The sequence below is a fragment of the Paraburkholderia sp. BR14320 genome (assembly GCF_040948665.1).
Taxonomy (GTDB): domain Bacteria; phylum Pseudomonadota; class Gammaproteobacteria; order Burkholderiales; family Burkholderiaceae; genus Paraburkholderia; species Paraburkholderia youngii.
Genome location: NZ_JBFPKG010000007.1, coordinates 230207 through 254971 on the forward strand (window position 1 = coordinate 230207; position 24765 = coordinate 254971).

Below are 24765 nucleotides of genomic sequence, written 5' to 3' on the forward strand. Positions count from 1 at the left end.
TTCGCCGAGGCCGCACCAGCAGCGCACCAATCACAAAACGCCACGAAAATCGCTTTTCGTGGCGTTCTTCTTTGTACCCTGTGCGCGTCGCCCTATGGCGCGACGACGCATCGAGCCCTGCAGCTTCCTGACCCAGTCCCCGCCGTCGTCCCACAAACTATTCTCGTTTTTATCCATCGTTCCTGCGATGAAATCGACTGCACCTGCGGACGCAAGCGCTTTGTAAGTATATAAGCGCGTCTCGTCCCGGCGCCCATACTAGTGTCCTTAGTTGCGAGTAAAACTCGACGCGGCAGTCACGTTAGCGGCCACTCGCCGATCTCGACAATCACCACTGACCGGAGATCAGTCCGTCTCGATCCCCAACGCGGTAATCAACCGTTCGCGCCGCGACAGCGCCTGCAAAGATCGCTTGCCCAGATGCGTCGCCACCAGATTGAGCAGGCCTTCGCAAAAGATCAGATAAGCGCCCATGCTATTGCTGAAGAAACTGCTGTCATGTGGAATCAGGAACGCGTGCCGCGCGGGCGGCACCAGCGGAGACGCGAGCGTATCCGTGATCGCGATGACTGTCATACCCGCCTCGGCGGCGGCCTTTGCAGCTTCAGCGACGCTGCGCGTATAAGGCGAGACGCTCGTGACGACCACCACATCGCCCGGTTGCAACTGCGCGAGTCCTTCAGCCACGCCGAGCCCTTGTGCATCGAGCAGCGCGACGTCGGTGCGGATCATCCCGAGCCCATAGCAAAGAAAGCTGGCGAGCGCGCTGAACTGCCGCAAGCCGTGCACGCGCACGCGCGGCGCCCCCGCCAATAGCGCGGCCGCACCGCGCAGATCGTCAGCCGATAGCCGCGCGAGGAACGTCTCCACATTGACGATCGATTCGTGCGCGAGTTGCACGACGACCTCGACCTCGGGCGAGGTTCCGCTATTGACGGGCGTGTGCGCACGCTGCTTTTTCCCTGCAACGAGCCGCTCCGCCTGATTCGTATAGAAATGCCGGTGACGCTCCGCCAGCGAATCGCGAAACACGCTCTGAAAATCCGCGAACCCTGCATAGCCGAGCTTCGTGCTGAGCCGTGTCAGCGTCGACGCATTGACGTCGAGTGCCGTCGCCAGATCGGTGATGGTCCGCACGGCCACTTCCTCCGGCCGTTCGAGCAGCCACGCGAGCACTGCGCGCGCCTTGCCGCCGAGCGACAGACCGGCCTCGTCGCGACCGATGCGCACCACCAGTTCGCGCAGCGCATCGACGCTGCGCGGCGCGTCGGCGACGGCTTCAGGCGCGCTCGCCTCGTCCTTGTTCGCCGGCTTGCGGCGCTTCGTGCGTAGGTTTGTGTCCATTGATCAATCGATATCGCGGCGGCGCCCCGGGTTGCTCATAAACGTCCCATTCTATGTGAGACGCCCTGATCACGATATCAGCGGTTGCGAGCGTGTTTTCGTCGTCGGGATCGGCAGGGTCGGCGCGGTAGATCGGCAGCGATGCGTCGTGCGTGTCGGCGAGGATCGCGAGCGGCTCAGGCGCATGCCCCGCTTCGCGTGCGTCCCGCAACAGCCGATCGCCGCGCGTCTGCCGACTACGCGATGAATCGGTCACGCGCTGGGCGAAGCCGCGCATCGGCGGATGAATCGCGTGATTCGCATGCAACGACGGCTGCGTGATCTCCTGCACGGAACAACCGTGCGCGCTGTACTCGACGCTCAGCAACGGCGCGCTCGCCTGATGCGCAAGCGTCAGATGGAAGCCGCCCGCGCGGGGAGTGTCGCGTACCACGGCAACCGCCGCATCGAGATCGCGCGCATCCAGTAACGCGCGCGTGAGCACCATGCGCGGCACGCCCGCCTCGGTCTGGCGCACCCGCAGATTATTCACGGTGACGGCCAAACCCGCGTCCGTCACGGCGAACGTATGGCCCGGCAGCGAGCCCGGATACACGAACGCCGCAAAGCCCGGACTGCCGTCGATCCGACACGCGGCAATCGCGCAATGCCCGGCGAAGCAGGGGTCACCGTCTTCGTTGTGACTGATGCGCTTGCCATCAACCGATGGCAATTGCACCGTCGTGCATCCGTCGGTCGACGCAGCCCACAGGTCGCCGCGACAGTTCCACAGGAACACATCGTCGAAGGGCAGTTCGAGGCCATTGGCAAGCCCCTGCAATTCCGCCCAGATACGCGGAAAGCGCTGCTGCGTATGTGCGCAAAGCGCGGCGGCGAGCGGCGTGCCACGCCATTGCATGACGTCGCGCCAGGCGGCCGATTGCACCAGGTGGCGATGCACGGCCAACGCGCCGAAGCGCCCTAACGCCTCGCCCGCGTCGAACGGCGAGCCGGAGATTTCGATGAATCCAATTGCAGACATGAGTTCGAGATGATCATTCGACGTGTTGAAGGAAATCGCGCAGACGCTGATTCGGCGGATTGTCGAGCAACTGCGCGGGCGGCCCATCGACCGTGATGTGGCCGTGCTCCATGAAGATCAGACGCGTGCCGACCTTGCGCGCGAACGTCATTTCGTGCGTCACGACGACCATCGTCATGCCCTCTTCCGCCAGCGACTGCATCACCCGCAGCACTTCCTGCCGCAGTTCGGGATCGAGCGCCGAAGTCGGCTCGTCGAACAGCATCAGCTTCGGCTTGACGGCCAGCGCACGCGCAATCGCGACGCGTTGCTGCTGACCGCCCGACAACTCGCTTGCATAATGCCCGACGCGGCCCGCGAGGCCGACTTTCGTCAGCAACTCGTGCGCGAGCGTTTCCGCGTCGGACTTGCTCATGCCACGCACCTGACGCGGACCGAACGCGACGTTTTCGAGCGCCGTCAGTTGCGGGAACAGGTTGAACTGCTGAAACACCATGCCCGCTTCGCGGCGAATCTCGCGCACTTTCTTCGAGCCGCCGTGCACGCTGATGCCATCGACGATCAGATCGCCGCCGTCGATTTGCTCCAGCGCGTTGATACAACGCAGCAGCGTCGACTTGCCCGAACCCGACGGACCGATCAGCACCACGACTTCGCCCGCGCGAATGTTCAGGTCGACGCCGTCCAGCACGGTGGTCTGCCCGAAGCGCTTCGTGACCTGCTTGAACTGCACCATATCGAGCGCGCTCATAGTATCCGCATCCTCTTTTCCATCGTGCGCAGACAGAACGTCAGCACACCGATCATGCACAGATAGATTGCGGCCACCGCCGTCCAGATTTCAACGGCCCTAAAATTCGCCGCCATGATTTCCTGACCCTGACGCGTGAGTTCACCGACGCCGATCACGATGAACAGCGACGTATCTTTCAGGCTCACGATGAACTGGTTGCCAAGCGCAGGCGTCATGCGGCGAATCGCAACGGGCCCGACGACGAATCCGAGCACGCGCCACATCGGCATGCCCAGCGCGAGTCCGGCTTCCCTCAATCCGCGCGGCACCGACAGAAACGAGCCGCGCACGATCTCGGCGATATACGCGCCCGAATTGACGATGATCGACACGATCGCGGCCGTCAACGCATCGACGCGCACGTTAAGCAGCACGGGCAGAGCGAAGTAGATGAACATCACCTGCACGACGATCGGCGTGCCGCGCACGAACTCGACGTACGCGAACGCGATTTTCTGCATCAATGCGTTGCCGTACGCGCGCATCAAGCCGAACAGAAAGCCGACCGCCAAGCCTCCCGCAAGGCCCGCGATGGTGATGAGCACCGTCAGCTTCGCGCCCTGCAATAGTGCCGGTAACGCATCGACGACGACTGACAGATCGAACTGCATGACTTGCCTCCCGCAGCCGTTGCGTTATCAGGACTTCGTCGGCTCGACGCCGAACCACTTCTTGTAGATCGCCGCATAGCGGCCGTCAGCCTTGATCTTCGCGAGCGCCGCATTGACCTTCGGCACGAGTGGGCTGCCCTTCGGGAAGCCGATGCCGTATTGCTGCGCCATCATCTGCGGACCGACCGCCTTCACGTTGCCCTTGCCCGCCGTATTGATGTAGTAGAGAACGTTCGGCGTGTCGTGCATCGCTGCATCGACGCGTCCTGTCTGCAACTCCAGATACGCGTTGTCGATGTTCGGGAACTGGCGCAGATCGGTGCCCGCGAAGTGTGCCTTCGCGTAATCCGCCGCCGACGTCCCCGTCTTGATCGCGAGCGACTTGCCCTTCAGGTCGTCCGGGCCCTTGATCGCGCTGGTGGCCGGCACCATCAGCGTGAAGCCGCTGTCGTAGTAGCCATCCGAGAAGTCGATCACTTTCTTGCGCTCGTCCTTGATCGTGATGCCCGCGAGCGCGACGTCGACGTTATGGGTTTGCAGCGCCGGCAGGATGCCGCTGAAATCCATCGGCTGCAGCTTGTAGTCGAGCTTCAGGTCCTTCGCGATGGCTTCCCAGAGATCGATGTCGAAGCCGACGTATTTGTCGCCCTGCTTGAATTCGAACGGCACGAACGCCGTATCGCAGGCGACCAGCAAGGTCTCGGCCCGCGCGGCATGACCGAGGACGGAAACGGCGACGAGTGCAGCCGCGACGAGCTTTGCTACGAGTTTCATGACGACCTCTGCGAGGTGGGGTTGGGGAACGACAGCAAACCGATTTGCGCTGAGTATCTGCTCGCAAATTTACTTGCGCAATAGTTCGACGCGCAAATCTGCTTGCAAAGCGGGTATACCCCGATGGGAGATGTCGGACGGAAGGCGCTGGGTGCCGACGCGTGTCTTTGCGCCGAAGCGCATTTGTCCGACGCAATAGGGCATGCGGGATGCTGCGATGCTCTGGGGCGGGACGGCTTTCGCGCGCGGTGTTTGTCGCTAATGAAAGTCGATTGCAAGGGAAAATCTTCACGCGCGACGGAATAATGGTCGATCAATCGCGTTAGCCCTTGTGTTGCAGGTGGCAGCCTGACGAGCGGAGCGCGGTTCGGTGTCCGACCCGTCTTGCGCCCGCGCTACTGGCATGAATGCCACCGAATCTGGAGTGATTTTTGAGTCACAACATGGTTCAGCCCGGATGGGTACGGATTACGCACTGGATCAATGCTGTCGCGGTCGTGCTGATGGTCATGAGCGGCTGGCAGATTTACGATGCGTCGCCAATCTTTCCAGCCATTCAGTTTCCACCTTCGATCACACTTGGCGGCTGGCTCGCCGGCGCGCTGCTATGGCATTTCGCCGTGATGTGGCTGCTGGTCGCCAATTTCCTGGTCTATCTCGCGCTGAATCTGGCGTCCGGACGCTTTCGACGCAAACTGCTGCCCGTCAGGCCGAAACAGCTGGCCGCCGATCTGGCCGCCGCGCTGCGCGGGCGCCTGAAACACGACGATCTCGCGCAATACAACTCGGTGCAGAAGCTCGCCTATCTCGTCGTGATCGCCGACATCGTGCTGATCGTGTTGTCGGGGCTCGCCATATGGAAGTCGGTGCAGTTCCCGCTGCTGCGCACGCTGATGGGGGGATATGACAATGCGCGCGTTGTGCACTTCGTATGCATGAGCGTACTGGTGGCGTTTTTCATCGTTCACGTCGCGATGGTCGCGCTCGTGCCGCGCTCGTTACTGCTGATGATACGGGGACGGTAAATCATGACGATCCGAAAACGCACCGCACAACCAGGCACTTTTCTCGCGACGCATGGCGAATCGATCGTCCGCGACGCACAGCGCGAGCTCGAATCGCCCGCGCGCCGCCTGTTCGGCCGGCGGCTGCTGACCCTGGGCGGTATCGCGATGCTGTCCGGTTGCGATCTGACCAACGACAAATCGGTGAACACCGCGCTGCGCCGCATCTCGTTCTTCAACGACCGCGTGCAGGCGCTGCTGTTCGATCCGAACAAGCTGGCGCCCACGTATCCGGAATCGATGATCACGCGGCCGTTTCCGTTCAACGCGTTCTATGAGATCGACGATGTACCCGAGATCGATGCCGCGACCTACCGTCTGCAGGTCAACGGTCTCGCGCACGGCAAGCGCACCTGGTCGCTCGACGAATTGCACGCGCTGCCGCAGGAAAGCCAGATCACGCGTCTTGTCTGCGTCGAGGGATGGAGCGCGATCGGCCGCTGGGGCGGCGTGCGCTTTTCGGAATTCCTGCGTCGCGCGGGGGCGGACACGAGCGCGAAGTACGTGTCGCTGCATTGCGCGGACTACAACTACTGGACCAGCATCGACATGCCGACGGCGCTCCACCCGCAGACGCTGCTCACGCTGACTTACGACGGTGACGTGCTGCCGCCGAAGTATGGCTTTCCGATGAAGCTGCGCGTGCCGACCAAGCTCGGCTTCAAGAATCCCAAGCATGTCGTCGCAATCGAAATCACGAACCAGTATCCGGGAGGCTATTGGGAGAACCAGGGCTACAACTGGTTCAGCGGCTCGTGAAGCAATGAGGTCTTTCCCCCGTCCTTCAACCATCCAGTTGGGAGGTTCTATGACACTCCGCATCAAACTTGGCGCAGCCTTTATGGCTGCCGCGTTCGCGAGCGCTGCTTTCGCGCAGGCGCCCGCCACGACGCCCACGCGCATCCGTGGCGAAATCGTGTCGCAAAACGGTGACACGCTCAAGGTCCATCGTCGCAGCGGCGATACCGTGTCGGTCGATGTGAAGCCGGATGTGCGTGTTTCGGCTGTGAAAACGATGCAGCTATCGGATATCAAGCCGGGTACGTTCATTGGCACGGCTGCAACCACCGGCACAGACGGCAAGCTGACGGCAACGGAAGTGGTGGTGTTCCCCGAGTCCGCGCGCGGCACGGGTGAAGGGCATTACGCGTGGGACCTGGGCCCGAAGAGCTCGATGACCAACGCGAACGTCGACTCCGTCGTGCAGAGCACCAACGGCCGCGACCTGAAGCTGTCATACAAGGGCGGCAGCAATGTGGTGACGGTGCCGCCAAACGTGCCCGTCGTCACGTTCACGCCCGCGGAGCACAGCGATCTTACGGCCGGCAAGAAGGTGTTCATCGTCGCAACGCCTGCGTCGCAGGGAAGTTATGTTGCGCAACGCGTCGTGGTCGAAAAGGACGGCGTAGTGCCGCCGATGTGAACGCTGAGCTTCGGCTCGGCGAGCGCCACGCACGGTGTCATATCCCGACGCCGCGCGTGCCGACTGCGTTCGCATACGCATCCAGAATGATCTCAATGGCGTAGCGCCAATAGGCGACGACCTTCGCCCCCCGGCGAAGACCCTAGCTCGCCTGACGCCGCCACGCGCCGGACAGCGACTGACTTCCGAATTCCTCTAGACGGCACTCCCCAAATTTACTTGACATCTAAACTATCAAAACCTAAATTAATCGCAACGCGGCGTTCATTTTGGGGAACCAGCATGCGCATAGTCTGTATCGGGGGCGGTCCGGCCGGTTTGTACTTCGGTCTGTTGATGAAAAAACGCAACCCCGGCTATGAAGTCACGGTGATCGAGCGCAACCGCCCCTACGACACCTTCGGCTGGGGCGTCGTGTTCTCCGATCAGACGCTCGGCAATCTGCGCGCCGCCGACGCCCCGAGCGCCGAGGCGATTCTCGACGCGTTCAATCACTGGGACGACATCGAGATCCACTTCCGCGGCCGCAGCGTGCGCTCGTCGGGCCACGGCTTTTGCGGCATCGGTCGCAAACGCCTGCTGAATATCCTGCAGGCGCGTTGCGAAGAACTCGGCGTGAAGCTCGTGTTCGAAACCCAGGTCGTGGACGACAGCGCATACGACGCGGACCTGATCATCGCGAGCGACGGCCTGAACAGCGCCGTGCGCCAGAAATACGCGCACACCTACCAGCCGGACATCGACCTGCGCGACTGCCGCTTCGTGTGGCTCGGCACGAAGAAGCTGTTCGACGCGTTCACGTTCGCGTTCGAGAAAACCGAATTCGGCTGGTTTCAGGCGCATGCCTACCGCTTCGACGATCAAACCTCGACGTTCATCGTCGAAACACCGGAACGCGTGTGGCGCGCCGCCGGTCTCGACGAAATGAGCAAGGAAGACAGCATCGCGTTCTGCGAGAAGCTCTTCGCGAAATACCTCGACGGCAATGCGCTGATGTCGAACGCCGCGCATCTGCGCGGCTCGTCGCAATGGATCCGTTTTCCGCGCGTCGTCAACAAGGAGTGGGTGCATTGGCGCCGCAATGCGAACGGCACACGAACGCCGATCGTGCTGATGGGAGACGCCGCGCATACCGCGCACTTCTCGATCGGCTCGGGCACCAAGCTCGCGCTCGAAGACGCGATCGAACTCGCGAACAGCATCAGCGCGCATCCGGGTTCGCATCCCGACGATCTGGCCGCAGCGTTGAAGCACTACACCGAAGTACGCAGCGTCGACGTGCTGCGCATCCAGAACGCCGCGCGCAATTCGACCGAATGGTTCGAGCACGTCGATCGCTATACGTCGTTCGAGCCGGAACAGTTCGCCTATTCGCTGCTCACGCGCTCGCAGCGCATCTCGCACGAAAACCTGCGCGAGCGCGATTCGCAATATCTGTCCGGCTTCGAAGACTGGCTCGCGAAGCGCGCGGGCGTCGAGCGCGCGGCGGACAAACATTCGATTCCGCCGATGTTCACGCCCTTCAAGGTGCGCGGCGTCACGCTGAAAAATCGCGTGATGGTGTCGCCGATGGCACAGTACTCGGCGGTAGACGGCGTGGCCGGCGACTATCACCTGATGCATCTCGGTGCGCGCGCAATGGGCGGCGCCGCGCTCGTGATGACCGAGATGACCTGCGTGTCGCCCGAAGCCCGCATCACGCCGGGATGCCCCGGCATGTATGCGCCCGAGCATCTGGCCGCGTGGAAGCGCATCGTCGATCTGGTGCATCTGCAGTCGGATGCGAAGATCGGCATCCAGCTCGGCCATTCGGGCGCGAAAGGTTCGACGCGCGTCGCGTGGGAGGGCATCGACCAGCCACTCGACGAAGGCAACTGGCCCCTAGTCTCGGCGTCGCCGCAGCAGTATCTGCGCGGTATCAGCCAGCATTCGCGCGAAGCCACGCATGACGAATTGCACGAAATCGAGCAGCAGTTCGTGAAAGCGACCCGCATGTCGATCGAAGCGGGTTTCGACTGGCTCGAATTGCACTGCGCGCACGGCTATTTCCTGTCGAGCTTCCTGTCGCCGCTGACGAATCACCGTACCGACGAATACGGCGGCTCGCTCGAAAACCGTCTGCGCTATCCGCTGCAGGTGTTCAGCGCGATCCGCGCGGTGTGGCCACAGGACAAGCCGATCTCGGTACGGATTTCCGCGCACGACTGGGTCGAAGGCGGCAACACGCCCGACGACGCCGTGAAGATCGCGCAAGCTTTCAAGGCGGCCGGCGCGGACATGATCGACGTGTCGTCGGGCCAGGTCAGCAAGGAAGAAAAGCCCGTGTTCGGCCGCATGTTCCAGACGCCGTTCGCCGATCGCGTGCGCAACGAAGCCGGCATCGCAACGATCGCGGTCGGCGCGATTTCCGAAGCGGATCACGTCAACAGCATCATCGCCGCTGGCCGCGCGGACCTGTGCGCGATCGCACGTCCGCATCTCGCGAATCCGTCGTGGACGTTGAACGAAGCGGCGAAGATCGGCTATCTCGACATCGCGTGGCCGAAGCCCTACACCGCCGCGAAAATGCAGCTCGAGCGCAACCTCGAACGCGAGCGCGCGCAGGCCATCGCCAACGCCGGCCTGACGGCACAACAACGCGCGCAACGCGCCGAAGGAACCGTGTGAACACGTTTGACACCTCTCTCGCCGGACAACACGCGGTCGTCACCGGCGGCGGCAGCGGCATCGGCGCGGCCATCGCGCAGGCGCTGCTGCGCGCCGGCGCGCGCGTCACGCTGATGGGCCGCAATGCACAACGCCTCGAAGCGCAGCGCGAACAATGCGCGGCGCTCGGCGACGTCGCGTGCATCAGCGTGGACGTCACGCAGGAAGAGTCGGTGGCGCGCGCATTCGGCGAGGCGGGCGCCGTCGATATCCTCGTCAACAACGCAGGCCAGGCGCAGGCCGCGCCGTTCACGCACACCGATATCGCGCTGTGGCAGCGCATGCTCGACGTGAATCTGACCGGCGTGTTTCTCGGCACCCGCGCTGTACTGCCGGGCATGCTCGAGCGTGGCTATGGCCGTATCGTCAACGTCGCGAGCACCGCGGGGCAGATCGGCTATGCGTACGTCGCCGCGTATTGCGCCGCCAAGCACGGCGTGATCGGTCTCACGCGCTCGCTCGCGCTCGAAACCGCGACGCGCGGCATCACCGTCAACGCAGTGTGCCCCGGCTACACCGAAACCGAGCTGCTGCATGCATCGCTCGAACAGATCACGAGCAAGACCTCGCGCACTGAAGCACAGGCGCGCGAAACGCTGCTGCGTTCGAATCCGCAGCGCCGCTTCGTGAGCCCGGAGCAGGTCGCGAACGCAGTGTTGTGGCTGTGCCGCCCCGGCTCGGATGCGATCACGGGGCAATCCATTTCCATTTCGGGTGGGGAAGTAACGTGAGCAAATCAACGCAAGCAAAAAAGTCTGTATCGGATGCGAAACCGTCGCGCAAAGGCGTCGCCCAACCCGCGGAGAACGTCGTGGACCTCGAAATGAGCACCGGTGCGGACAGCCACATGGGTCTGCGTCTGTGGTTGCGCATGCTGACCACCACCAATCTCGTGCAAGCCGAATTGCGCAAACGTCTGCGCACCGAATTCGACACCACGTTGCCGCGTTTCGATCTGATGGCGCAACTCGAACGACATCCCGAAGGCCTGAAGATGACCGAGTTGTCGCGCCGTTTGATGGTGACGGGGGGCAACGTCACCGGCATCACCGATCAGCTCGAAAAAGAGGGGCTCGTCACGCGCGACACCGATCCGAACGACCGCCGCTCGATCAGCGTGTGCCTGACGCCCGCTGGCCGCAAGGCGTTCGACAAAATGGCCGTCGCGCACGAGCAATGGGTCGTCGAAATGTTCGGCGGCCTGAGCCTCGACGAAAAGATGAAGACCCATCAGGACCTCGGCAAACTCAAGCGGCATCTGCTCGACAGCCTGAAAGGCTGACTTCGCACTGGAGGCATACATGACACGATCCACCGCCGACGCACTGTTGGCCGGCAACCGCCTGAGCCTGGCTGGCTACGAGGCGAAGCACTTTGGCTGGTCGGTGACCAGCAAGGTCGCGACGATCACGCTGAACCGCCCCGAGCGCAAGAACCCGCTGACCTTCGAATCGTATGCGGAGTTGCGCGACCTGTTCCGCGACCTCGCGTATGCGACAGACGTGAAGGCCGTCGTGTTGCACGGCGCGGGCGAAAACTTCTGCTCGGGCGGCGACGTGCACGACATCATCGCGCCGCTGATCGATCTGCCGATGCCCGAGCTGTTGCTGTTCACGCGCATGACCGGCGACCTCGTCAAGGCCATGCGCCATTGCCCGCAGCCGATCATCGCGGCCGTCGACGGTGTCTGCGCGGGCGCCGGCGCAATCCTCGCGATGGCTTCCGATCTGCGCCTCGGCACCGCGCGCAGCAAGCTCGCGTTCCTGTTCACGCGCGTCGGCCTCGCCGGTTGCGACATGGGCGCATGCGCGATGCTGCCGCGCATCATCGGCCAGGGACGCGCGGCCGAGCTGCTGTTCACCGGTCGCTCGGCAAGCGGCGACGAAGCTCACGCATGGGGCTTTTACAACGGCTTGTGCGACCCGGCCGCGCTCATCGAAGAAGCGCACAAGCTCGCCGCCGATCTCGCGTCCGGCCCGACCTTCGCGCACGGAATGACGAAGAAGATGCTGCACCAGGAATGGAGCATGAGCATCGACGAAGCGATCGAATCCGAAGCGCAGGCGCAGGCGATCTGCATGAGCACGCGCGATTTCGAGCGCGCGTACGATGCATTCGCAGCGAAGTCGCGTCCGGTGTTCGAAGGAGACTGAGTTGAGCGCCGATCATCAGAACACGCCGGTCGATTTGCATAGCCCGCTCGCGTGGCCGTTTTTCGAGCCGCGTCATCGCGAACTCGCGGCCGGCATCGACGCGTGGTGCCGCGCGAATCTCAAGCATCAAGACCATCGCGACACCGACGCGACCTGCCGCCTGCTGGTGCGTGAACTCGGTGAGGCCGGCTGGCTGAAATACGGCGTCGGTGGCGTCGCTTATGGCGGCCACGGCGACACGATCGATACGCGCGCCGTGTGTCTGCTACGCGAAACGCTCGCGCGCTATTCGGGCCTCGCCGACTTCGCACTGGCAATGCAAGGCCTCGGCTCGGGCGCGATCTCGCTCGCCGGCACGCATGAACAGAAATCGCGCTATCTGCCGCGTGTCGCGAGCGGCACGGCGATCGCCGCGTTCGCGCTGTCGGAGCCGCAAGCGGGCTCGGACGTCGCGGCGATGGCGCTGGCCGCGCGCGAACAGGGCGACCACTACGTGCTCGACGGCGAGAAGACGTGGATTTCGAACGGCGGCATCGCGGACTTCTACGTGGTGTTCGCGCGCACCGGCGAAGCACCAGGCGCGCGCGGCATCAGCGCGTTCATCGTGGATGCAGAAACGCCGGGCCTCGACATCGCCGAGCGCATCGACGTGATCGCGCCGCATCCGCTCGCGCGTCTGCGCTTTGCGAACGCGCGGGTGCCGAAGAGCCAGATGCTTGGCGCGCCCGGCGAAGGCTTCAAGATCGCGATGCGCACGCTCGATATTTTCCGCACGTCGGTGGCGGCCGCATCGCTCGGCTTTGCGCGTTGTGCGATGGCCGAAGGTCTCGCGCGCGCGGCGTCGCGCAAGATGTTCGGCCAGACGCTCGGCGACTTCCAGTTGACGCAGGCGAAGCTCGCGCAGATGGCGCTGACGATCGACAGCAGCGCGCTGCTCGTCTATCGCGCCGCGTGGCTGCGCGACCATGGCGAAAGCGTCACGCGCGAAGCCGCGATGGCGAAGTGGCACGCGAGCGAAGGCGCGCAGCAGGTGATCGACGCAGCCGTACAGCTATACGGCGGCATGGGCGTGCAAAGCGGCAGCGCAGTCGAGATGCTGTACCGCGAGATCCGCGCGCTGCGCATCTACGAAGGCGCGACCGAGGTGCAGCAGTTGATCGTCGGCCGCGATCTGTTGAAGGCGTATGCCGCGGCGAACGGGAGCGCGCAATGAGCACATCGTTCGAGCGGCCCGTGCGCATCCGCTTCTCGCACTGCGATCCCGCGGGCATCGTGTATTTTCCGCAGTACCTCGTGATGACCAACGCGCTCGTCGAAGACTGGTTCAACGAGGGCCTGCGCATCGACTATGCGCACATGATCGCGCGGCGCCGCATCGGCCTGCCAATCGTCAAGCTCGACTGCGAGTTCTCGCGGCCGAGCCAGATGGGCGAAACGATCCTGCTCGCGCTCGAAGTCCACACCATCGGCCGCAGTTCTCTCCGCATCGAAATTCACGGGCATTGCAACGGCGAAACGCGCTTTCGTTCGAAACAGGTGCTCGTGTTCATGTCGTTCGAAAGCGGCAAATCGATCGACATTCCCGGCGACATCGCGAGCGCGCTCGCGGCGTACGCTCCATCGCCCTCCTCCATCGAGGCTCAGCGCTGATGAAAAAAGCTCTCCTTCCGGCCGGCTGGGCCAAACCGCGCGGCTATGCGAACGGCGTCGCGGCGAGCGGCACGCAGGTGTTCATCGCCGGCCAGATCGGCTGGGACGAACAGGCGCAGTTCCAATCAGACGACTTCGCGCAGCAGTCCGAGCAGGCGCTGAAGAATCTGCTCGCCGTGCTGCGCGAAGCGGGCGGCAAGCCCGAACATCTGGTGCGCCTCACGTGGTACGTGACCGACAAGCGCGAGTACCTCGCATCGCTGAAGGACATCGGCCGTGTGTTTCGCGAGCTGATCGGCGACTACGACATCGCGATGAGCGCGGTACAGGTCGTCGCGCTGATGGAAGACCGCGCGAAGGTCGAGATCGAGGCCACCGCGGTGATTCCGCACTGAACGTCCCACAGGTACCGAACGCACAGGCAAGCCCCTCACACCGAACGAAGCGCATTTTCCGGCTCAACGCCCCGGGAGACCATGATGGAACCGTCAGCACACGTCGATACTTTCGCGCGCGACAATCTTCCGCCGCAGGATCAATGGCCCGTCTTTCTGCTCGACAATCCGGACGTCGCCTATCCGTCGCGGTTGAACTGCGCGACCGAACTGCTGGAGCGGACCATCGAGGCGGGGCATCGCGACCGGCCGGCGATCTGGTCCGACGTGGCCGGCAAGCCACAAGCGACCACGTACGGCGAACTGCTCGCGCTGGTCAACCGCAGCGCGCATGTGCTCGTCGATGAAATGGGCTTGCGGCCCGGCAACCGCGTGCTGCTGCGTGGGCCGAACACCTTGCAGATGGCCGTCGCCACGCTCGCGGCGCTGAAGGCCGGGCTCGTCGTCGTGCCGACCATGCCGCTGCTGCGCGCGAAGGAGCTCAAGCAGATCATCGACAAAGCGCAAGTCAGCGCCGCGCTTTGCGATGCGCGCCTGACCGCCGAACTCGAGCGCTGCACGAATCCGCGCGACGAGTTCTACTGCGCGGTGCTGAAGCAGACGCGCCGCTTTCACGACGATTCCGCCGATTCGCTCGAGACGCTCGCCGCCAACAAGCCCGAGCACTTCACCGCCTGCGACACCGCCGCCGACGACGTCTGCCTGATCGCGTTCACGAGCGGCACGACCGGCGCGCCGAAAGGCTGCATGCATTTCCATCGCGACATGATCGCGATGTGCGATCTGTTCCCGCGTCATGTGCTGAAGCCTTCCGCGAGCGACATCTTCTGCGGCACGCCGCCGCTCGCGTTCACGTTCGGCCTCGGCGGGCTGCTGTGCTTTCCGCTGCGCGTCGGGGCGTCGACGGTGCTCGTCGAAAAGCTCACACCGCAGACCTTGCTCGACGTGGTCGAACGTTTTCATGCAACCGTGATGTTCACCGCACCGACGTTCTATCGGCAGATGGCGCCGCTCGTCGCGCAACATGACGTGTCATCGCTGAAGAAGACCGTGTCGGCGGGCGAGGCGTTGCCCGATTCGACGCGGAGTCTGTGGCGCGACGCGACTGGCATCGACATGATCGACGGCATCGGCGGCACTGAGCTGATCCACATCTTCGTTTCGTCGCAAGGCGCGGAGATCCGGCCGCACGCGATTGGCCGCGCGGTGCCGGGCTACGTCGTGCAAGCCGTCGACGACGACATGCAACCCGTGCCGCCCGGCACGATCGGCAAACTGGCGGTGCGCGGCCCGACCGGCTGTCGTTATCTGGCGGACGAACGGCAACTGCGCTTCGTGCGCGACGGCTGGAACCTGCCGGGCGATTCGGTCTATCTCGACGCGGACGGCTACGTGTTCTACCAGGCGCGCGCCGACGACATGATCGTGTCGGCCGGCTACAACATCTCCGGTCCTGAGGTGGAAAGCGTGCTGATGCAGCACGAGGCGGTGGCCGAATGCGGCGTGATCGGCGTGCCCGACGAAACGCGCGGGCAGATCGTGCGGGCCTTCGTCGTGGTGAACCCCGGCTATACGGCCGACGACAAACTGGTCGCGCAACTGCAGGATTTCGTTAAGAATAACGTGGCGCCGTATAAATATCCGCGCGTCATCACGTTCATCGGCGCGCTGCCGCGCACCGAAACCGGCAAGCTCAAACGTTTCGAGTTGCGCATGATGACGTAACCCGTATCTATCATAAGACTGGAGATAGACCGCATGGCCGGCTCTTTCATCGAAGTCGTCGCCCACGATGGCGGCCGTTTCAACGCTTACGTCGCGCGCCCCGCGCAGGGCTCGGGCCCGGGGCTCGTGCTGCTGCAGGAAATCTTCGGCGTCAATGACACGATGAAGGCGACCGCCGATCGCTACGCCGAAGAAGGCTACGTCGTGCTCGTGCCCGATCTGTTCTGGCGCATCAAGCCGGGCATTTCGCTTGGCTACGGCGACGCCGATATGAAACAGGCGCTCGGCTATCTGGGCCAGTTCGATGCGGATGTCGCCGTGAAGGACATCGCCGCCACGATCGCCACGTTGCGCGAACTGCCCGAGCAGGCCGGCAAGGTGGGCGTGGTCGGCTACTGCCTCGGCGGCAAGCTCGCGTTTCTGAGCGCGGCGCGCACCGACGTCGATTGCGCGGTCAGCTATTACGGCGTGGGGCTTGACGCGCATCTCGACGAAGTATCGGCAATCAACTGCCCGATGGTGTTCCACTTCCCAGAAAACGACGCGCACTGCCCGCCCGAAACGCGCGAGCGCATCAGCGCCGCACTGCGTACGCGGCCGCAGATCGAGCAATACGTGTATCCCGGCTGCGATCACGCGTTCGCCGCGCCGCAGCGCAAGCAGTACGACAAGCCGGCCGCGATGATGGCGTACTCGCGCACGCTGGCGCTGCTGCGCAAGGTGCTCGGTCCGGTCTACGATCTGAACGCGCTGTGGGAAGCGCATTGCTATCACGAGTTCGCGACACGCGACGTCGATGCGGTGATGCCGACGATGGTCGCCGAGCCCTACGTCAATCACGTGCCGACGATGACAGGCGGTGTCGGGCATGACAATCTGAAGCGCTTTTACACGCATCATTTCGTCAACTCGAATCCACCCGATACGAAGCTGATTCCGATTTCGCGCACGATCGGCTCGGATCGCGTCGTCGATGAATTCATTTTCAGCTGCACGCATAGCTGCGAGATCGACTGGCTGCTGCCGGGCGTGGCGCCGACCGGCAAGTACTTCGAGGTGCCGATGCTCGCCGTGGTGTGCTTCCGCGGTGACAAGCTTTATAGCGAGCACATCTATTGGGATCAGGCTTCGGTGCTCGTGCAGGTGGGACTGCTCGATCCGAAGGGCTTGCCGGTGGCGGGGATTGAGAGTGCGAGGAAGTTGCTGGATGAGACGTTGCCGTCGAATGGGTTGATGGGGGGTAAGTCGAAGGTTTGAGAATGTGGTGCTGCCGTCGCTGTGTATCACCCGATGCAGGCGAACTTCGTCGATCCGCAATTGAAGCTGCATTTCGGCTATATCGACAACGAACTCGGCGCGACTGGCTGGTTCGCCGGCAACGACTTCACCGCCGCCAACGTGCAAATGCGCTTCCCGCTCGAAGCCGCCACCGCGCGCGGCATCACTGCGCGATTGCCCGCGATAGGCGCGTTTTTGCAGCGCATTCGCGCCCGGCCCGCATATCAGCGCGCGCTCGAACGCGGCGGCAAATACGAAATCCTCACCGGCGATTGATGCGCAACCGCGCGACGCTTAGCGCGCCGGCGCCGCCCTGGATTTCGTAGTTGGAGCCGAAATGCACGGGTGTTAGACTCGAAAACCCATCGTCGGCGATCGACCGAATCCGCGTAAAGGGGCACCCGCATGACCCATTCCCTCCACGGCAAGCAACGTTGGCTCGCACTGATCGTGCTCTGCCTCGGCGTGCTGATGATCGTGCTCGACACCACCATCGTGAACGTCGCGCTGCCGTCCATCGCCGCCGATCTCGGCTTTAGCGAAACCTCGCTCGTGTGGGTCGTCAACGCCTACATGCTGACGTTCGGCGGCTGTCTGCTGCTCGGGGGACGGCTTGGCGATCTGTACGGACACCGCAAGCTGTTCCTGTGCGGCATTACGCTCTTCACGCTCGCTTCGCTCGCCTGCGGCCTCGCGAATTCGCAAGTGCTGCTGGTCGCCGCGCGCGCCGTGCAGGGGCTGGGTGGTGCAATCGTCTCGGCGGTCTCGTTGTCGCTGATCATGAATCTGTTCACCGAACCCGGCGAGCGTGCGAAAGCGATGGGCGTGTATGGCTTCGTCTGTGCGGGCGGCGGCAGCATCGGCGTGCTGCTCGGCGGACTGCTCACCAATCTGCTGAGCTGGCATTGGATCTTTCTGGTCAACCTGCCGATCGGCATTGCGGTGTACGCGCTGTGCCTCGCGCTATTGCCGGCCGCGCGCGGACACGCGCACGGCGAGCGGCTCGACGTGGCCGGCGCGCTCAGCGTGACCGCATCGCTGATGCTGGCGGTCTATGCAATCGTCAACGGCAACGAAGCAGGCTGGACTTCGGCGCAGACGCTCGGCCTGCTGTGCGTCGCGCTCGCGCTGCTTGGCGTGTTCCTCGCAATCGAGGCGAGAGTCGAACATCCGTTGATGCCGCTCGGTCTGCTGCGTTTGCGCAATGTCGCGACCGCGAACGTGGTCGGCGTGTTGTGGGCAGCCGCGATGTTCGCGTGGTTCTTTATTTCGGCGCTTTATTTGCAGCGCGTGCTCGGGTATCGGCCGTTGCAGGTGGGGCTCGCGTTTCTGCCCGCGAACCTGATTATGGGACTCTTTTCGCTGGGATTGTCGGCGCGTGTGGTGATGCGCTTCGGGCTGCGCCGGCCGCTCGCGGCGGGCCTGCTGATCGCCGCATGCGGGCTCGCGTTGTTCGCGCGTGCGCCCGTCGACGGCAGCTTCGTGCCCGACGTGTTGCCCGGCATGTTGCTGCTCGGCTTCGGCGCCGGCATCGCATTCAACCCGTTGCTGCTCGCCGCGATGAGCGACGTCGATCCCGCCGATTCGGGCCTCGCGTCGGGCATCGTCAATACGTCGTTCATGATGGGCGGGGCGCTCGGGCTCGCGGTGCTCGCGAGTCTTGCCGCGGCGCGTAGCGAGGCAATGCAGGCGTCGTCGAGCGCGGCGGCCGCGCTGAACAGCGGGTATCACATCGCGTTTCTGTTTGGGGCGGTTTTTGCGGCGGCGGCCGGCGTGCTCGGTGGGCTGTTGCTGAGGCCGGGGCAAGCGGGTGGCGCTGCGGGCGCGCACAGTGACGTGGCGGAGTCGGCCCCGCCTTCCGTCGCGACTGCAAAACCGCAAGCGCGATCAAATGCCTGAGTTCGCCGCTGACTATGCTGGCTTCATGCTGACATGAGAGCTGAGATGAACCCGGTTGGAAAAGCGCTCTGGTATATCGAAAGCCACTTCGCGGGCGAATTGACGCTCGACGACATCGCCCGCGGTGGCTGCGTATCGCGCTTTCATCTCGCCCGCGCGTTCGAAGCGGCCACCGGGATGCCGGTGATGCGCTACGTTCGCGCACGGCGTTTGAGCGAGGCCGCACGACGTCTCGCCGATGGTGCGCCTGACATTCTCGCGGTCGCCCTCGACGCCGGTTACGGCTCTCACGAAGCATTCACGCGCGCGTTTCGCGACCAGTTCGGGCTTACGCCCGATGCGTTGCGCGCACGGGGTCATCTCGACAACCTGAGCATCGTGGAGCCGATCAAAATGGACGAAACCCTTCTGACTCATCTGGAACCGCCGCGCTTCGAAGACGGCAAGCCGCTTCTCATCGCTGGACTGAGCGAGCGCTATACGTGCGAGACCAGCAAGTCGATTCCCTCTCAATGGCAGCGCTTTGGCGCCTGGTACGGCAGGGTGCCGGGACAGATCGGCAAGGTGGCTTATGGCGTTGGCTATAACGCCGATGAACTGGGCAACTTCGACTATATGTGCGGCGTCGAAGTGAGCGATTTTTCCGCACTGCCGCCGGAGTTGAGTCGCGTACGCATCGCCGCGCAACGCTATGCGGTGTTCAGTCATCGCGAGCCCATCTCGGGCATTCGTCGCACGATGAATACGATCTGGAATCAGTGGTTGCCCGCATCAGGGCACGTGCCTGCCGATGCACCGCATTTCGAACGGTATGGCGAGCAGTTCGATCCGGCGACGGGAATGGGTGGAGTCGAAGTCTGGTTGCCGCTGAAAAGCTGAGGCCTGATTCGGCGGACGGCCGCGGATGGCCGCTGCGACCGGCCATCCGCCTGATCGATCACGGAGTGGCGTGTCCCTGGTCATGCAATGCATGCACGTCGTCGTATTCCCGCGAAATGTCCTTATTCGTGTAATCGCCGAGTCGCATAGCGGCGGCCACGCTAATCACCGCGCACGCGAACACATACCACGCCACCGCGAATCCCGAATGGAAATAGGCATAAAGCGCGGTCGCAATCAACGGTGCAGGACCGCCAGCGATGACGGAAGCCAACTGGTAGCCCATCGACGCGCCGCTGTAGCGCAAGCGCCCCGTGAACGATTCGGCGATCAACGCGGCTTGGGGACCATACATCATCGCGTGCGGCACCAGCGAAAGCACGATTGCCGCGAAGATCCATCCGGGGTTATGAGTTCCGACCATGAAGAAGTACAGGAAGCCGAATAGCCCGACCGCAGCGGCGCCGATCACGTACATGCGTCGGCGTCCGATCAGATCGGACACGTGACCGAAGAGCGGAATCGTGAAGAATTCCAGCACCGAAGCGGCCAGCACCGCGGTGAGCAACAGATCGCGCGTAACGCCCAGACTCATCACGCCATAGGTGAAGATAAAAGCCGTGAAAATATAGAAGGGCGCCTGTTCGGCCATACGCGCAAGAGCCGATAGAACAATGTCTTTCGGCTGCCGGCGCAATACTTCACGCATCGGCGCCTTTTCGATCCTGCGCTCAGCGAGAAGCTTCGCGAAGATCGGCGTCTCGAGGATACTCAAGCGGATATAAAGGCCGATCGCGACCAGCGCAATACTGAGAAAAAACGGCACCCGCCAGCCCCACGTGAGAAATGCGCTGCCAGAGATCTGACTGGTGGCGAGCACCACCAGATTCGCGACGAACAATCCCGCCGGTACGCCGAACTGCGGCCACGACGCGATGAAACCACGATGCTTGTTGGTGCGTGCCCATTCCATCGACATCAGCACCGAACCGCCCCACTCGCCTCCCACGCCCACCCCCTGAATGAAGCGCAGCGCCGTGAGCGCAATGGCCCCCCAGATGCCGATCGACGCGTAGGTCGGAACGAAGCCGACGGCGAATGTCGCGAGTCCCATCAGCAATAGCGTCACGATCAACGTTGCTTTACGTCCGATGCGATCGCCATAGTGGCCGAAAATCGCCGCGCCCACCGGCCGCGCGATAAAGCCGACGGCGTAAATCAGAAAAGCCTGGAGTGTGCCGACGAGCGGGTCCGATTCAGGAAAAAACAGCTTCGCGAATACCAGACCAGTGACCGTGCTGTACAGGAAGAAGTCATACCATTCGATCGTGGTACCGATCGTGCTGGCGATGACAGCGCGGCGCAACTGGCGCCGTGCCTCCTCATCGGAGAGGGGCATAGCCCCAGATTGCGTGGCAGCCATTTGATATCTCCCCAAAATGGACGGGTGACATCCTTAGTTGACACTTAGGGTATTGGGTGGTTCCGGTGATTACGCGAGAAGCAGAAAGTGAAACGGCCTTTTCGGCTTCTGTCATGGGCGAGAGCCTGGAATCGATAAAAACCCCTATCTGAACCACTATTCGCAGAGATAGGGGCTTTGTTTCAAGGACACATTCCGCAATTGCATTTTTTGCCGCATCTGCAATCGGCAATCATCGCTTCGTTGCAATTGATACCGACGCGAAAATTGATCGGAGCCCGAATGAAGCGCAACTTCCGATATTTCGCGCAGAATTGATCAGGCATTTTATATGTTCATCTCCCCCGTTCCCTAATCACACCAACGGAATGTAGATATCCGTCTGCCACTGATCCAGCGGCGTCTCAGGATAGACGCTCAGGTACTGGAAAAACAGCGGAAGATCTCGCAACTCTTCTCCACTCGAAGGCAGCCAGTCGCGATAGATCGGGTAGATCGTCTCGCCGATGTGATCGGTCGATCCCGTGTGCCGCACCACCGCGCACCGTGCACCCGGCATGACGAGTTCGCGCACGCCATAGTGATTCGGTGCGACCGGCTCGTCGATCTCTCCGCAGATATCGAAGCGGAATTCCTCCGCTGGCACCGTGTCCGGATTGCCGTGCGGAATGCCGAAGGTCCTGCTCGACGCCACCGGCGATTGTCCGCTTTGAATACGCCAATCGATGAACTTGCGCGCACTCTCGTTGACGAGTCCAGGCGAACCACAATGCTCGAGCGCGGCAACCCGGGTTTCCGCAAAGTCGACGATTTTCACTTGCATGGTCAATTTCCTCGAAAGATAGGGAACAATAAAACTCGCACTCCAGAATTGCCATGCTGGATGCCGTCGAAACGCGCTCGGCGCCATGCCGAATGCACGCTTGAACGCGCGGCTGAAGGCTTCGGGACTGTCGAAGCCGGCGTCGAGCGCCGCATCGAGAACCGAGCACGACGCCTGCGACGCGAGGCGGTGAGCCGCGCGACGCAAGCGCATCAACTGCACGTAGCGTGCGACCGGCACGCCGACATACGCGACAAACTGTCGATGGAAATGGAACATCGAGAAGTTTGCGATACGGCTTAGCGCGTCGACCGACAGATCGCCCTCGAGGTTTGCGTCGATATAGGCGAGAACGGCTTCGAAGCGTTTAGCGTAAGCGGCGGTGGCGTCTGTGTGAGTTAGCATGGTCTGGATCGTGCGAGTTCCGATATGGTCGCCGAGGTTGGACACATCTTACCTAGCCGGACTTGCTCGATCTTCGATCGGCTCGCTGCCGAGCCTTGAGAATTTGCGTAAACTTATTCACTTGCCCTCGCCTCCTGAGATTTTCCGCCGATGCCCTCTTCGATCAGCAATTCGCTCCTCTGGATCTTCGACGCGTTCGAACGCGATCCGACTTATGTGCGCCGGCGGATGTTTGGCAGCGATGCCGCGTATATCGACGGCCTGTTGTGTCTGGTTGCCGCCGATCGCGATAAGCCGTGGAATGGGCTGCTCGTCTGTACATCGCAGGAACGCCATGCTGCTCTGATTACCGATCTGCCTGCATTGCGGCCTCACCCGGTACTCGGAAAGTGGCTTTATGTGCCACAGGAGGACCCTGCGTTTGAAGACACTGTCGAGCAGTTGACGGCGCTCGTTCTGGAGCGGGACCCGCGAGTGGGGGTGGAACCGAAGCCGAAAAAGCGCCGCGGCAAGTCGGTATTGCCGGACGCTTGAAGCGGGTCAGACTCTTGCCGGCGAACCGGGCAAGCCTCCTTTGCCCTTCAGATATCCCACTCCCTCCGCGAGACCAAACTCCCGCTGTGCCCCATCCCTCGACCAACGCACACTAATCCTCCTGTCTGCCGCCTCCCTCTTCCCTACGGCAACGAGAAACGGCACCCGCTTCTCCCTCGCATCGACAATCTTCTTCTCCAGTCTCTCGGGCCGTCCATCGACCACCGCCCGGACCCCGGCATCTTCGAGCGCCTGCAAGACTTCTTGCGCGTAACCCAGACTCGCATCGCTGATCGAAGCAACGACGGCCTGCTCGGGCGCGAGCCAGGCCGGCATCCATCCTTCGTCATGTTCGAGCAGCATCGCGATGAACCGCTCCATGCTGCCGAGCACCGCGTGATGAATCATTACCGGACGCTCGCGTTCATCACGCTGATTGACGAACTCGGCATCGAGCCGCTCTGGCAACACAAAGTCGAGCTGGATCGTGCCGCACTGCCAACTCCGTGCGCGACTATCCGTCAATTGAAATTCGAGTTTGGGCCCGTAAAAAGCGCCCTCTCCAGCGAGTACAGCGAATTCGAGCCCCGCTGCGTCGGCGGCATGGGCCAACGCCTCCTCGGCCCGATCCCACGTCCCCTCGCTGCCAGCACGCAATGCGGGCCGCGACGCCAAAGCAACGCTGAACTCCGGAAATCCTAGGTCCGCGTACACGTCGCGCAGCAGCGCACAGAAGCGCCCCACCTCCGACCCGATATCCGCCGCCGCGCAGAACACATGCGCGTCGTCCTGAACGAACGCGCGCGTACGCTTCAATCCTTCGAGAGATCCCGACGGCTCATCTCGATGACATGCTCCAAACTCGCTATAGCGCAACGGCAGCTCGCGATACGAACGCACACGATGATTGAACACCTGCACGTGGCAAGGACAGCTCATCGGCTTCAGACAAAGCGCGCGTCCTTGTTCCGCATCGGCGAGCGAATACATCGCGGCGCCGAACTTTTCCCAATGCCCGCTCTTTTCCCACAGCGAGCGCGCCAGCAATTGCGGCGTGCGAATCTCGCGAAAGCCCGCGCGACGCATGCGCGACCGCACGTAATCTTCGAGCACGCGATAAAGCGTCCAGCCGCGCGGGTGCCAGAAAACCATGCCGGCACCCTCTTCCTGCTGGTGGAAAAGATCGAGCTTATTGCCTAGTACACGATGGTCGATGTCGTTCACGGTCATGCTCCGTCGGTTCGAAATTCGCGATTACCACGATGGATGCCGCAAACGGAGAGACCAGAAACGCCAAAGGCCCCATCCGTTTCCGGCGGGGCCTTTGGGGATTTGACACTGCTGCTCGTACTTTCCGTACTTCCTGCTAGCGCGCGCAATCTCCAGACGACCCGCCTATGAAGGTGGTCGTCGCGGTGGTGGCGGCAAAGAGTGAAAGAGAGTCGAAGTGCATGCAGCGACAGTAAACCATTTCGATCGGAAGCGTCAATCGCTGGGAGTGCGTCGCGATTGGCGTACCTGCCTTTCATAAATCATCGAATGCCGCAATGAGCGAACTCATTTGATTCAAATAGCATAGATACTCGAAATAACTTCGCAATGTATAAATCAGAATTTGATTCGGTGTGCCTGACATGAAGCACTTGGTGCGATTCCGCACATTGCGCCAATGCGCGCTGATTAGACGTTCACTATATTTCGATTGCCCCACCTCACCGCAATAAAACTGTTTGCCTAGCAGCCTGCGGAAGTACCGCTGAAACGCGTCATCGCGCTGCGTTCGTGAAGCGTTGATAGAAGGAGCCCAACAACCCGATGGAGATTATGCGCGGCGCCGACACATTCACCGAGAGTCTGTTTTCCAT

23 protein-coding genes and 1 pseudogene are annotated in these 24765 nt (G+C 62.5%); 16 read left to right on the plus strand and 8 right to left on the minus strand.

Translation table 11 applies throughout. The features are described from left to right. Positions 1-345 precede the first annotated feature (345 nt). From AB3X89_RS10345 to glnH, 5 genes are read right to left on the minus strand one after another with little or no spacing between them, the layout of a single operon-like run. Entirely contained in the window at positions 346-1344 is a 999-nt protein-coding gene (locus tag AB3X89_RS10345; protein WP_368583184.1) for a MurR/RpiR family transcriptional regulator, read from the minus strand. Further along, positions 1280-2365: a C45 family autoproteolytic acyltransferase/hydolase gene (locus AB3X89_RS10350; protein WP_368583185.1), complete on the minus strand. Its 1086-nt coding sequence runs from the start codon at positions 2363-2365 to the stop codon at positions 1280-1282. The genes AB3X89_RS10345 and AB3X89_RS10350 overlap by 65 nt, the downstream gene beginning before the upstream one ends. Positions 2366-2378: 13 nt before the next feature. Continuing rightward, positions 2379-3116, minus strand: a complete 738-nt coding sequence (gene glnQ, locus AB3X89_RS10355) for a glutamine ABC transporter ATP-binding protein GlnQ (protein ID WP_368583186.1) — start codon at positions 3114-3116, stop codon at positions 2379-2381. Beyond that, the gene (gene glnP / locus AB3X89_RS10360; protein WP_368583187.1) at positions 3113-3769 is read right to left on the minus strand and encodes a glutamine ABC transporter permease GlnP; all 657 of its coding nucleotides are present in this window, start codon (positions 3767-3769) and stop codon (positions 3113-3115) included. The genes glnQ and glnP overlap by 4 nt, the downstream gene beginning before the upstream one ends. A 27-nt stretch (positions 3770-3796) precedes the next feature. Beyond that, positions 3797-4543: a glutamine ABC transporter substrate-binding protein GlnH gene (gene glnH, locus AB3X89_RS10365; protein ID WP_368583188.1), complete on the minus strand. Its 747-nt coding sequence runs from the start codon at positions 4541-4543 to the stop codon at positions 3797-3799. Between the two features lie 443 nt (positions 4544-4986). On the opposite strand from glnH, the gene AB3X89_RS10370 reads away from it, so the two are divergent. From AB3X89_RS10370 to AB3X89_RS10440, 15 genes and pseudogenes are all read left to right on the plus strand, one after another. Next, the gene (locus AB3X89_RS10370; RefSeq protein WP_368583189.1) at positions 4987-5568 is read left to right on the plus strand and encodes a cytochrome b/b6 domain-containing protein; all 582 of its coding nucleotides are present in this window, start codon (positions 4987-4989) and stop codon (positions 5566-5568) included. A gap of 3 nt (positions 5569-5571) precedes the next feature. Beyond that, a complete protein-coding gene (locus AB3X89_RS10375; protein WP_368583190.1) occupies positions 5572-6366 on the plus strand; it encodes a molybdopterin-dependent oxidoreductase in 795 nt (264 codons plus the stop codon). Positions 6367-6415: 49 nt separating this feature from the next. Then, positions 6416-7030, plus strand: coding sequence for a hypothetical protein (locus AB3X89_RS10380; RefSeq protein WP_368583191.1), 615 nt, complete (start codon positions 6416-6418; stop codon positions 7028-7030). Positions 7031-7312: 282 nt separating this feature from the next. Next, entirely contained in the window at positions 7313-9697 is a 2385-nt protein-coding gene (locus tag AB3X89_RS10385; RefSeq protein ID WP_368583192.1) for a bifunctional salicylyl-CoA 5-hydroxylase/oxidoreductase, read from the plus strand. Continuing rightward, complete coding sequence (locus AB3X89_RS10390) at positions 9694-10467, plus strand: SDR family NAD(P)-dependent oxidoreductase (RefSeq protein ID WP_368583193.1); 774 nt, start codon at positions 9694-9696, stop codon at positions 10465-10467. The genes AB3X89_RS10385 and AB3X89_RS10390 overlap by 4 nt, the downstream gene beginning before the upstream one ends. After that, complete coding sequence (locus AB3X89_RS10395) at positions 10464-11018, plus strand: MarR family winged helix-turn-helix transcriptional regulator (protein ID WP_368583194.1); 555 nt, start codon at positions 10464-10466, stop codon at positions 11016-11018. Before AB3X89_RS10390 ends, AB3X89_RS10395 begins: the two co-directional genes overlap by 4 nt. A gap of 19 nt (positions 11019-11037) precedes the next feature. After that, the gene (locus tag AB3X89_RS10400) at positions 11038-11889 is read left to right on the plus strand and encodes an enoyl-CoA hydratase family protein (RefSeq protein ID WP_368583195.1); all 852 of its coding nucleotides are present in this window, start codon (positions 11038-11040) and stop codon (positions 11887-11889) included. A gap of 1 nt (position 11890) precedes the next feature. After that, positions 11891-13102 carry an acyl-CoA dehydrogenase family protein gene (locus tag AB3X89_RS10405; protein WP_368583196.1) on the plus strand — a complete coding sequence of 404 codons (1212 nt, stop codon included), beginning with the start codon at positions 11891-11893 and terminating at the stop codon, positions 13100-13102. Then, on the plus strand, positions 13099-13539 hold the full coding sequence (locus AB3X89_RS10410; RefSeq protein ID WP_368583197.1) for an acyl-CoA thioesterase: 441 nt from the start codon (positions 13099-13101) through the stop codon (positions 13537-13539). Before AB3X89_RS10405 ends, AB3X89_RS10410 begins: the two co-directional genes overlap by 4 nt. After that, complete coding sequence (locus tag AB3X89_RS10415) at positions 13539-13934, plus strand: RidA family protein (protein WP_368583198.1); 396 nt, start codon at positions 13539-13541, stop codon at positions 13932-13934. The genes AB3X89_RS10410 and AB3X89_RS10415 overlap by 1 nt, the downstream gene beginning before the upstream one ends. Before the next feature lie 84 nt (positions 13935-14018). Then, positions 14019-15659, plus strand: a complete 1641-nt coding sequence (locus AB3X89_RS10420) for an AMP-binding protein (protein WP_368583199.1) — start codon at positions 14019-14021, stop codon at positions 15657-15659. Positions 15660-15692: 33 nt separating this feature from the next. Next, positions 15693-16916 carry a dienelactone hydrolase family protein gene (locus tag AB3X89_RS10425; protein ID WP_368583200.1) on the plus strand — a complete coding sequence of 408 codons (1224 nt, stop codon included), beginning with the start codon at positions 15693-15695 and terminating at the stop codon, positions 16914-16916. Positions 16917-16949: 33 nt separating this feature from the next. Next, positions 16950-17213 (plus strand): annotated as a pseudogene (locus tag AB3X89_RS10430) (glutathione binding-like protein); the annotation flags it as partial. A gap of 129 nt (positions 17214-17342) precedes the next feature. Continuing rightward, a complete protein-coding gene (locus tag AB3X89_RS10435) occupies positions 17343-18836 on the plus strand; it encodes a DHA2 family efflux MFS transporter permease subunit (RefSeq protein ID WP_368583201.1) in 1494 nt (497 codons plus the stop codon). 45 nt (positions 18837-18881) lie between these two features. Then, positions 18882-19715: a GyrI-like domain-containing protein gene (locus tag AB3X89_RS10440; protein WP_368583202.1), complete on the plus strand. Its 834-nt coding sequence runs from the start codon at positions 18882-18884 to the stop codon at positions 19713-19715. Positions 19716-19773: 58 nt separating this feature from the next. Here the strand turns inward: AB3X89_RS10440 and AB3X89_RS10445 are convergent, their stop codons facing one another. Both AB3X89_RS10445 and AB3X89_RS10450 read right to left on the minus strand, forming a co-directional pair. Continuing rightward, positions 19774-21138 carry an MFS transporter gene (locus tag AB3X89_RS10445; RefSeq protein ID WP_368583203.1) on the minus strand — a complete coding sequence of 455 codons (1365 nt, stop codon included), beginning with the start codon at positions 21136-21138 and terminating at the stop codon, positions 19774-19776. Between the two features lie 355 nt (positions 21139-21493). Continuing rightward, on the minus strand, positions 21494-22366 hold the full coding sequence (locus tag AB3X89_RS10450; protein ID WP_368583204.1) for a GyrI-like domain-containing protein: 873 nt from the start codon (positions 22364-22366) through the stop codon (positions 21494-21496). A gap of 150 nt (positions 22367-22516) precedes the next feature. Between AB3X89_RS10450 and AB3X89_RS10455 the strand changes: the two genes are divergently transcribed. Then, positions 22517-22900 carry a hypothetical protein gene (locus AB3X89_RS10455; RefSeq protein ID WP_368583205.1) on the plus strand — a complete coding sequence of 128 codons (384 nt, stop codon included), beginning with the start codon at positions 22517-22519 and terminating at the stop codon, positions 22898-22900. A gap of 6 nt (positions 22901-22906) precedes the next feature. Here AB3X89_RS10455 and thrS read toward each other — a convergent pair whose 3' ends face one another. Further along, positions 22907-24124: a threonine--tRNA ligase gene (gene thrS, locus AB3X89_RS10460; protein WP_368583206.1), complete on the minus strand. Its 1218-nt coding sequence runs from the start codon at positions 24122-24124 to the stop codon at positions 22907-22909. Positions 24125-24765: the final 641 nt, after the last annotated feature.

Bases quoted from the DNA above. Each gene is read 5' to 3' on its own strand.
- AB3X89_RS10345 (WP_368583184.1), bottom strand. From the start codon at position 1,344: ATGGACACAAACCTACGCACGAAGCGCCGCAAGCCGGCGAACAAGGAC.
- AB3X89_RS10350 (WP_368583185.1), bottom strand. From the start codon at position 2,365: ATGTCTGCAATTGGATTCATCGAAATCTCCGGCTCGCCGTTCGACGCG.
- glnQ (WP_368583186.1), bottom strand. From the start codon at position 3,116: ATGAGCGCGCTCGATATGGTGCAGTTCAAGCAGGTCACGAAGCGCTTC.
- glnP (WP_368583187.1), bottom strand. From the start codon at position 3,769: ATGCAGTTCGATCTGTCAGTCGTCGTCGATGCGTTACCGGCACTATTG.
- glnH (WP_368583188.1), bottom strand. From the start codon at position 4,543: ATGAAACTCGTAGCAAAGCTCGTCGCGGCTGCACTCGTCGCCGTTTCC.
- AB3X89_RS10370 (WP_368583189.1), top strand. From the start codon at position 4,987: ATGGTTCAGCCCGGATGGGTACGGATTACGCACTGGATCAATGCTGTC.
- AB3X89_RS10375 (WP_368583190.1), top strand. From the start codon at position 5,572: ATGACGATCCGAAAACGCACCGCACAACCAGGCACTTTTCTCGCGACG.
- AB3X89_RS10380 (WP_368583191.1), top strand. From the start codon at position 6,416: ATGACACTCCGCATCAAACTTGGCGCAGCCTTTATGGCTGCCGCGTTC.
- AB3X89_RS10385 (WP_368583192.1), top strand. From the start codon at position 7,313: ATGCGCATAGTCTGTATCGGGGGCGGTCCGGCCGGTTTGTACTTCGGT.
- AB3X89_RS10400 (WP_368583195.1), top strand. From the start codon at position 11,038: ATGACACGATCCACCGCCGACGCACTGTTGGCCGGCAACCGCCTGAGC.
- AB3X89_RS10410 (WP_368583197.1), top strand. From the start codon at position 13,099: ATGAGCACATCGTTCGAGCGGCCCGTGCGCATCCGCTTCTCGCACTGC.
- AB3X89_RS10415 (WP_368583198.1), top strand. From the start codon at position 13,539: ATGAAAAAAGCTCTCCTTCCGGCCGGCTGGGCCAAACCGCGCGGCTAT.
- AB3X89_RS10420 (WP_368583199.1), top strand. From the start codon at position 14,019: ATGGAACCGTCAGCACACGTCGATACTTTCGCGCGCGACAATCTTCCG.
- AB3X89_RS10425 (WP_368583200.1), top strand. From the start codon at position 15,693: ATGGCCGGCTCTTTCATCGAAGTCGTCGCCCACGATGGCGGCCGTTTC.
- AB3X89_RS10435 (WP_368583201.1), top strand. From the start codon at position 17,343: ATGACCCATTCCCTCCACGGCAAGCAACGTTGGCTCGCACTGATCGTG.
- AB3X89_RS10440 (WP_368583202.1), top strand. From the start codon at position 18,882: ATGAACCCGGTTGGAAAAGCGCTCTGGTATATCGAAAGCCACTTCGCG.
- AB3X89_RS10445 (WP_368583203.1), bottom strand. From the start codon at position 21,138: ATGGCTGCCACGCAATCTGGGGCTATGCCCCTCTCCGATGAGGAGGCA.
- AB3X89_RS10450 (WP_368583204.1), bottom strand. From the start codon at position 22,366: ATGCTAACTCACACAGACGCCACCGCCGCTTACGCTAAACGCTTCGAA.
- AB3X89_RS10455 (WP_368583205.1), top strand. From the start codon at position 22,517: ATGCCCTCTTCGATCAGCAATTCGCTCCTCTGGATCTTCGACGCGTTC.